At 68.6% G+C, this 7,852-nt stretch carries 9 protein-coding genes and 1 pseudogene; 6 read left to right on the top strand and 4 right to left on the bottom strand.

Going from position 1 to position 7,852, the window contains the following annotated elements; all coding sequences use genetic code 11:
* The 5 genes from KF910_RS13980 to KF910_RS14000 form a co-directional block, all read left to right on the top strand.
* A partial coding sequence (locus KF910_RS13980; protein WP_292263990.1) for an alpha/beta hydrolase occupies positions 1-637 on the top strand: 637 nt, incomplete at its 5' end.
* A 32-nt stretch (positions 638-669) separates the two neighbouring features.
* The gene (locus tag KF910_RS13985) at positions 670-1,512 is read left to right on the top strand and encodes a hypothetical protein (RefSeq protein ID WP_292263992.1); all 843 of its coding nucleotides are present in this window, start codon (positions 670-672) and stop codon (positions 1,510-1,512) included.
* Positions 1,513-1,557: 45 nt separating this feature from the next.
* Entirely contained in the window at positions 1,558-3,003 is a 1,446-nt protein-coding gene (locus KF910_RS13990; protein WP_292263994.1) for an AMP nucleosidase, read from the top strand.
* Positions 3,004-3,107: 104 nt separating this feature from the next.
* Entirely contained in the window at positions 3,108-3,734 is a 627-nt protein-coding gene (locus KF910_RS13995; protein WP_292263996.1) for a hypothetical protein, read from the top strand.
* Positions 3,734-4,036 (top strand): winged helix-turn-helix domain-containing protein, encoded by a 303-nt coding sequence (locus KF910_RS14000; protein WP_292263998.1) that lies wholly within the window; start codon positions 3,734-3,736, stop codon positions 4,034-4,036. The genes KF910_RS13995 and KF910_RS14000 overlap by 1 nt, the downstream gene beginning before the upstream one ends.
* Before the next feature lie 185 nt (positions 4,037-4,221).
* Here KF910_RS14000 and KF910_RS14005 read toward each other — a convergent pair whose 3' ends face one another.
* Positions 4,222-4,545: an ArsR/SmtB family transcription factor gene (locus tag KF910_RS14005; RefSeq protein ID WP_292263999.1), complete on the bottom strand. Its 324-nt coding sequence runs from the start codon at positions 4,543-4,545 to the stop codon at positions 4,222-4,224.
* Positions 4,546-4,596: 51 nt separating this feature from the next.
* Here KF910_RS14005 and KF910_RS14010 point away from each other — a divergent pair, with 51 nt between their 5' ends.
* Positions 4,597-5,076 (top strand): SRPBCC family protein, encoded by a 480-nt coding sequence (locus tag KF910_RS14010; RefSeq protein WP_292264002.1) that lies wholly within the window; start codon positions 4,597-4,599, stop codon positions 5,074-5,076.
* 18 nt (positions 5,077-5,094) lie between these two features.
* Here KF910_RS14010 and KF910_RS14015 read toward each other — a convergent pair whose 3' ends face one another.
* The 3 genes and pseudogenes from KF910_RS14015 to KF910_RS14025 all read right to left on the bottom strand — a co-directional run.
* Entirely contained in the window at positions 5,095-5,673 is a 579-nt protein-coding gene (locus KF910_RS14015) for a DUF805 domain-containing protein (RefSeq protein WP_292264004.1), read from the bottom strand.
* A gap of 25 nt (positions 5,674-5,698) precedes the next feature.
* A complete protein-coding gene (locus KF910_RS14020) occupies positions 5,699-7,003 on the bottom strand; it encodes an FAD/NAD(P)-binding protein (RefSeq protein ID WP_323805643.1) in 1,305 nt (434 codons plus the stop codon).
* Positions 6,990-7,852 (bottom strand): annotated as a pseudogene (locus tag KF910_RS14025) (phosphomannomutase/phosphoglucomutase); the annotation flags it as partial. The gene KF910_RS14020 and the pseudogene KF910_RS14025, both read right to left, overlap by 14 nt.

Raw genomic sequence — 7,852 nt, forward strand, 5'->3', positions numbered from 1 at the left:
TCAGGCCCTGGCCGCTCGCGGCTTCGTCGTCGTCACGCCGGACTATCGCCTGGTCCCCGACGCCGTCTTTCCGGCCTTCGTCCAGGACGCCGCCGCCGCCACGGCCAGGGCGGCCCCGCTGGCGGCGGCCCACGGCGGCGATCCGGAACGGCTGGGGGTTCTGGGCCACTCGGCGGGGGCGCATCTGGCCCTGATGATCGCCCTGGACCGCCGCTACATGGCCGCCGTCGGCAGGCCCGGCCTGATCCGGGCTGCGGCGGGTCTGGCAGGCCCCTATGACTTCCTGCCCTTCGACGTTCGCGCCTCGATCCGGGCCTTCGGCCGGGCGCCCGATCCCCTGATGACCCAGCCCATCACCTTCGCCCGCGCCGACGCCCCGCCCCTGTGGCTGGGTCACGGGACCGAGGACACGGTGGTCCATGCCGAGGACACGGTCCTGCTGGACGCCCGCATGCGCGCGCTCGGCGGGCGGTCGCAGGCGAAACTCTATCCCGGACTGACCCACGCGGACCTGATCGCGACCTTCTCGCCCCTGTTCCGCGCCAAGGCGCCGGTGCTGGACGATGTCACGGTCTTCTTCCATCGCGAGCTGGGCCCGGTCCGTCAGGGTCGGTCAGTGGCGCGGCCCATCGCCTAGGGGTTTAAGTGGCGGCGACCGGAGGGACTCCAATGCGCCTGATCACCGCTTCCATCCTCGCCCTGGCCATGGCCGTGTCGGCCTGCGGACAGCCTCCCGCCGCCGAGGCGCAGGAGCCGCTGGCGACCACGGCCGAGGCCGCCTATCGCCAGGCCCTGGCGGCGACGCCCATGCCCTATGACGTCGAGAACACCCATCGCTATTGGCTCTCGGACCCCGTCGATCAGCGTGACGAAGACTATTATGTCGAGGCCCTGCAACGCCGCATCGTCCAGGATCGCCGCGCCCGCGCCATCCGCACCACGGTCGAGGCCTTGCAGGCCGGCTGCGTCGACATCGTGCTTAAGGGCTGTTCGGTCACCGCGGGCGGCTTCGTCCAGGGCGGAGACAAGCGGCTGTGGTTCCAGCTTCAGGACGGCTTCACCGAGGAAGATGGCGTCGGCGGCGGGGTGGTCATCTTCGAACAGGAGGCCGGCGGCGCGCTAAAGCCCATCTACTGGACCTTCGAGGGCGCGCGCTACGACGCCCCGATGCTGACCCCCAATGGCGAGGGCCAGTGGCTGCTGATCGTTCCGGGCATCTCGCGCGGCACGGGCAGCGGCGACATGACGGTGATGCTGCTGTGGCGTGACGGCCAGTGGCGGCCCGTCGACATCTTCTGGCAGGCGCGCGCCGGCGACCTGCTGAAGGGTCTCGAGGTGCGGCACCAGCCGCGCTGGCATTTCCCGGAACTCAGCGCCTACACCCCCCTGTGGCGCGCCTCCGACGCCAACTGCTGCGGCGAAGGGGGCGAAGCGGGCCTCAGCTTTGACATCGTCGATGATCGGCTGACCCTGACCGACGCCAGCATCAAGAACCGGCGCGGGGTGGATTAAGCGTCGCCGTCTCGCAAACGCCACGGTCTTCCGGTAAGGGAGGCCATGACAAACACGATGAACGCACAGGCGGCGCTGGCCCGCCTGGAAACCCTCTACGCCGCCGCCGTCGCCGACCTGCGCCAGGCGGTGAAGACCTTCCTCGAAACCGGCGAACGCCCCGACGCCGAGGCGCGGGCCAAGGGCCTGTTTTCCTATCCGCGGCTCAGGGTCAGCTGGTTCGGCGAACGGCCGGCCAATCTGGAGACCCGGGCCTTCGGCCGGCTGTCGCGGCCCGGAGTCTATGAGACGACCATCACCCGGCCCGACCTGTATGGTTCCTATCTGGTCCAGCAACTCGACCTGCTGGAACGGGACTATGGAGCGAAATTCGAGGTCGAGCCCTCGGACCAGGAAATCCCCTTCCCCTATGTGCTGGACGGCTCGGACGTGGTGCTGGACCGCACCATGACGGCGGCCATCGCCCGCTATTTCCCGACCACAGACCTGGCCCATATCGGCGACGAGGTGTCGGACGGGCTGTGGGACCTGGGCGACGCCTTCCCCCTGGCCCAGTTCGACGGCCTGCGCACCGATTTCTCCCTGGCCCGGCTGAAGCACTACACGGGCACGCGGGTGGACGACGTGCAGAACTACATCCTGTTCACAAACTACCACCGCTATGTCGACGAGTTCGTGCGCTGGGCCTGCGCCCAGTTGGCCGATCCGACCAGCCCTTACGAGACGCTCAGCTGCGCCGGCGGGGTGATCATCACGCGCGACAATCCGGACCCCGAACTGGCCATTCTGGACCAGGCCTGGCGCAAGCATCAGATGCCGGCCTATCACCTGACCGCGCCGGGGTGGGAGGGGGTGACCCTGGTCAACATCGGCGTCGGCCCGTCGAACGCCAAGACCATCTGCGACCACCTGGCGGTCACCCGGCCGCACGCCTGGATGATGATCGGCCACTGCGGCGGCCTGCGGCCCAGCCAGACGGTCGGCGACTATGTCCTGGCCCACGCCTATCTGCGCGACGACCATGTGCTGGACGCCGTCCTGCCGCCGGACATCCCGATCCCCTCGATCGCAGAGGTCCAGCGCGCCCTTTATGACGCGGCCAAGATCGTCTCGGGCGCGCCGGGCGAAGAGGTCAAGCGCCGCCTGCGCACCGGCACCGTGGTCACCACCGACGACCGCAACTGGGAACTGCGCTATTCCAAGTCGGCCCTGCGCTTCAACCTGAGCCGGGCCGTGGCCATCGACATGGAAAGCGCCACCATCGCGGCTCAGGGTTATCGCTTCCGCGTGCCCTACGGGACCCTGCTGTGCGTGTCGGACAAGCCGCTGCATGGCGAAATCAAACTGCCGGGCATGGCCAACCGCTTCTACGAAGGCTCGATCTCCGAACACCTGCAGATCGGCATCCAGGCCGTGGACCTGCTGCGGGCCGAGGGGATGCGGCTGCATTCGCGCAAACTGCGCGCCTTCGACGAGCCGCCGTTCCGATAAAACGCTCGCCGTTTAAAAAGCACTTTGCAAAATGAAGTGCATGGACTAGGGTCGCCTCGACATCATCGCCGGGCGATCCCTCGCGCCGGCATCGGAGGACGGCAATGGAACACGAAAGCACCGGCTCCCAGGCCGACATCGCCTGGATGCGGCAGCTGGCGGAAGAGGGCAGCCGCGGTCCCGTGCGGGGCGCGCCCATCATGATGGCGGCGGGCGTCGTCTATGGCGTCGCGGCCTTGGCTCACTGGGCGATCCTGAGCGGCCTGATCGCCGAGACCGGGCCGGTGCGCGGCCTGGCCTGGCTGGTCGCCACCGTGGTGTTCCTGATCGCCCTTGTGGTCCTGCTGCGGGGGATGCGCGGCGCGCCGGGTGTGCAGACCGGCGCCGGACGCGCCACGGCCGCGGTCTGGAGCGGCGTCGGCTATGGCATTTTCGCTCTGATGTCCGCCATCGCCGTGGTCGGCTGGCGCGGGGGCGAGGCGGCCGGCCTGGTCGCCCTGGCCATGATCCCTTCGATCATCATGGTCTTCTATGGCGTCGGCTGGGGCGTGACCGCGGCCATGCAGCGGTCCAGGATCCTGGGCTGGCTGTCGGTCGCCTCCCTGATCGCGGCGCCGATCCTGGCCCTGCTGGCGGGTCAGCCGGAACAGTATCTGGCCTACGCCGCCTGTCTGTTCGGTCTGATGGCCCTGCCGGGCTATCTGCTGATGCGCGGATCGAGCCGGGCGTGATGGCGGACGATTTCGACATCGGCCGCATCGACGACGTCATCCACGGGCGGATGCGGCTGGGGATCATGGCCTTTCTGTCCGGGGTCGACAGCGCCGACTTCAACACCCTGAAGGCCCGGCTTCAGGCCAGCGACGGCAATCTGTCGGTCCATCTGCGCAAGCTGGAGGAGGCCGGTTATATCACTCTCGACAAGCGGTTCGTGGGCCGCAAGCCTCTGACCGAGGCGGCCATGACCGAGCCGGGCCGCCGCGCCTTCATCGCCTATCTGGACGCCATAGCTGGCCTGGTCGCTGGCCGCTAGAGCCCACGGCGCGCAGGCTGCCGTCTGCCGACGACGGGGGCTCCTGGCTGTGTGTAGGGTCTTGGCGGAACCTAGAGCGAAATCGGTTTAGTTGGACGCAGGTCCAACTAAACCCGGATATTCGCTCCAGCAGAAACCGGACCATTGTTCTAGGATCAGTCAATTCCGACTGAACCGAAAATGGTTTAGGCCTCCACCCGGTCCTTCAGGTCCGCCAGCATGGCCACGGCGCCGCGCGCATAGGGGGCGATCCAGCGGTCGTGGACGGCCTTGATCGGCATGGCGTTCAGGTGGTTCCACCGCTCGCGCCCCTCGCGCCGCACGATGATCAGGTCAGCCGCTTCAAGCGCCTTCAGATGCTGCATCACCGTACAGCGGTCCAGCGACGGCTCGGCCTCGCACAGCTGGCCCGTGGTGCACGGCCCGTCCTTCATCGCGTCCAGCAGCCGCCTCCTGACCGGGTTGGCCAGGGCCTTGAAAACGGCGTCCAGATCGTCCGAATTTGACATGTTATGATTTTATAACTTATCTGGCCCGAACTCAAGGGACGGAGCGCGGTCATGGATCTGAAATTCGAGGTCGGCATGCGAGTGTCGAAACCGGTGCATCAGGTGTTCGAGGCGGTGGCTGACCCGGCCCAGCTGTCGGCCTATTTCACCACCGGCGGCGCGGTCGGACGGCTGGCGACAGGCCAGACGGTGCAGTGGGATTTCGCCGACTTTCCCGGCGCCTTCCCGGTCCAGGTGGTCGAGGTGGTCCAGGACCGCCGCATCGTTCTGAAGTGGGAGGCCAACGAGGGCGCGCCCGCCGACGCCGATCCGGTGGTCGCGGCCGGATACATGACCACGGTGACCATGACCTTCACGCCGCTGGACGACGGCGCCCGCACCCTGGTCACCATCGCCGAGGAAGGCTGGCGCCAGACCCCGACCGGGCTAAAGGCCTCCTACGGCAACTGCATGGGCTGGACCCAGATGCTGGCCGCCCTGAAGGCCTGGCTGGAGCACGGCGTGAACCTGCGCGAAGGCGCGTTTCGCTAAACCAGGGTTGATGCGGGCTCAGGGCGTCGGGGGTCCGAACCGGTTCGGGCCGGGGCGGCCGGGCAGGACCAGGAAAAGAAGCAGCAGGCCCAGGCTGAGGATGTAGGCCGCATTGTTGGCGAACAGCAGGCCGAAAAGCCGCATGTCGGGATCGGGCCCCACGAACGAGTTCATCAACCCAGGCATCAGCGTCAGGCTGATCAGCAGGAAGATCGGCGTCGGCAGGCCCCATAGGCCGGAACGGCCCGTGTCGTGAAGCCGGCGCGCGACGGCCGCGGCCAGAAGAACCATCAGGGCGACGACGACGAGGCTTACGCCCAGCATCACGCCGCGATTGTCGGGCATGAAGGGCGGGTCGCCCGGCGAGATCGTCACGGTGTAGGAGCCGGGTCCGACCTGGGTCGTCACCCGGTCCGGATACTGGGTGGCGAAGGCCTGGGTCTCGGCGATGAACGAAGGCATCCAGGCCATGATCACGACGATGATGGCCAGCACGCCCACGCCCAGGACCAGTCCTGCGTAAGGCCAGAAGACAGCGCGTGAATCCCGGCCCGAGAACTGTCCCAGGCGGCGGAAGCCGGAAAGAATGGGGTGCATCGGTCCCTCCCCGCGGTCGTCCGGTTTAGATCAGAGCCGCGACCATGATCTCGATCCGTTTCCGGATATCCGGTACGGCGATGGTTTCCCAGTAGGCGGCGCGGGCGGGGGGGCCCAGGATCCAAAGGCGACCGTCCGCACGGCCCGTCGCGTCGCGCACCCGGCCTTCCGCATCCAGATCCAGACCCTGGCCCAGCGGCTCCAACCGGGCGCGGCCGGCGGCGATCAGGGGGGCGGTCAGAGCGTGGGTGGCCGGATCGTGGCCCGGGCCGGTGCAGTCGATGGCCCAGGCGGCGTTCAGGGGTTCAGCCACCCCGCCGGCCGCGGGACGCCAGTGAACGGCCACGCCCCGCTCCCCCGCCTCGATCCGGTCCAGCGGGCCGGCCTTCACGACCAGCCGACCCTGGTCTTTCAACCGCGCCAGCATCTGAGCCATCTGCGGGGCGATGCGGTGGCGATGCACGTCCCACCAGGAACGCAGGTGGCGCAGGAAGCGCGCGCGCTCCGCCGTCGTCGCCTCGGCCCACAGGGCGGTGGTGACCGGGCGATAGCCTTCCATGACGGCCCGCCATCCCAGGCGGCGCGAGAGGGCGCGGGCGGTCTTCAGCCGCCGGGACAGCGGCCCCGAAACGGCCTCGGCGGACAGGGCGGCCGGCGCATCGTGACCGTCTCCATGCGCCAGGGGCAGAAGGCCCTTCAGCGACAGGGCCGCGGTCCGGCCGGTCCAGCCGCGCGCGTCCAAGGCCTGGATCACATCGACCATGGTCAGGCCCGTGCCGACGATGACGATGTCGTCGCTCTCGCCGATCCGGTCCAGGGCGCCGGGCGCCCAGGGGTCGGACAGGACCCGGTCGTTTCCCGAAGCCGTGCGCGGGGGCGGATTGCCGGTGGCCAGGACCACGGCCGCGCCCGTGATCGTCCGCCCGTCCACCAGCCGCACCCCCTGTTCCGTGACGGCCGCGACCTCGGCGACCTCCCGCCGGATCAGGCCGGGATGGGCCGCCTCGACCGTCGCCAGCCGGTCCTGCACATAGCGGCCATAGAGGGCGCGGGGGGCGAAACCGTCCGGATCGGCGTGATCGGGGGCGTTCGCCTTCAGCCAGTCGACGAAATCGCCGGGCCGACCCTCGACCGCGCTCATCCGGTCGGCGCGGACGTTCAGCAGATGGCCCGGAAACGGCGTCGAATAGGCCACGCCCCGCCCGAAATCGCCGCTGTGGTCGATCAGGACCGAGGCCTGCCCCCGCTCGGCCAGGCGCGCGGCGAGCATGGCGCCGGAAAATCCCCCGCCGACGATGACGACCGGATCGTCCAGGTCAGATCTCCTGATTGTAGGCGCCGATCTCGGCGTATCGGGCCAGGCGCGGCTTCACCTCGTCGCGGAACAGGGCGCGCATGTCGTCCTCGGACCGCATGGATTCGACCACCACCACCAGTTCCGGCTTGTTGGACGAGGCGCGGACCAGGACCCAGCTGCCGTCGTCCAGATGCACCCGCACGCCGTTGACGGTGATGGCCTCGACGATCTTGCGGCCCAGGATTTCGCCACCCGCGTCGGCCAGGGCCTGATACTCGGCCACGATCCGGTCCAGCACTTCGTATTTCAGTTCGTCGTCGCAATGGGGCGACATGGTCAGGCTGGTCCAGGCGTCGGGCAGGGCGGCCTTCAGTTCGCTGAGCGTCCTGCCCGGATTGCGGTCCAGCATGGCCAGGACGGCTCCGGCCGCCACGATGCCGTCGTCGTAGCCATGGCCCAGCGGCCCGGCCATGAAGAAATGGCCCGACTTCTCGAACCCGGCCAGGGCGCCGATCTCGGCCGTCTTGCGCTTGATGTAGCTGTGGCCGGTCTTCCAATAGACGGTGGTCGCCCCGTTCGCCTTCAGCACCGCATCGGTCTTGTACAGGCCGGTCGATTTCACATCGACGACGAAGGTCGCGTTCGGATGGAGGGCCGACAGGTCGCGGGCCAGCATCAGGCCGATCTTGTCGGCGAAGATCTCCTGGCCGGTGTCGTCCACCACGCCGCAACGGTCGCCGTCGCCGTCGAACCCCAGGGCCAGGTCGGCGCCCGTCTCCTTCACCCGCGCCGCCATCTGGCTGAGCATGGCGTGGTCTTCCGGGTTCGGATTGTAGCGGGGAAAGGTGAAGTCCAGATCGGCGTCCATCTCGATCACCTCGG

The sequence above is a fragment of the Brevundimonas sp. genome (assembly GCF_019636155.1).
GTDB lineage: Bacteria > Pseudomonadota > Alphaproteobacteria > Caulobacterales > Caulobacteraceae > Brevundimonas.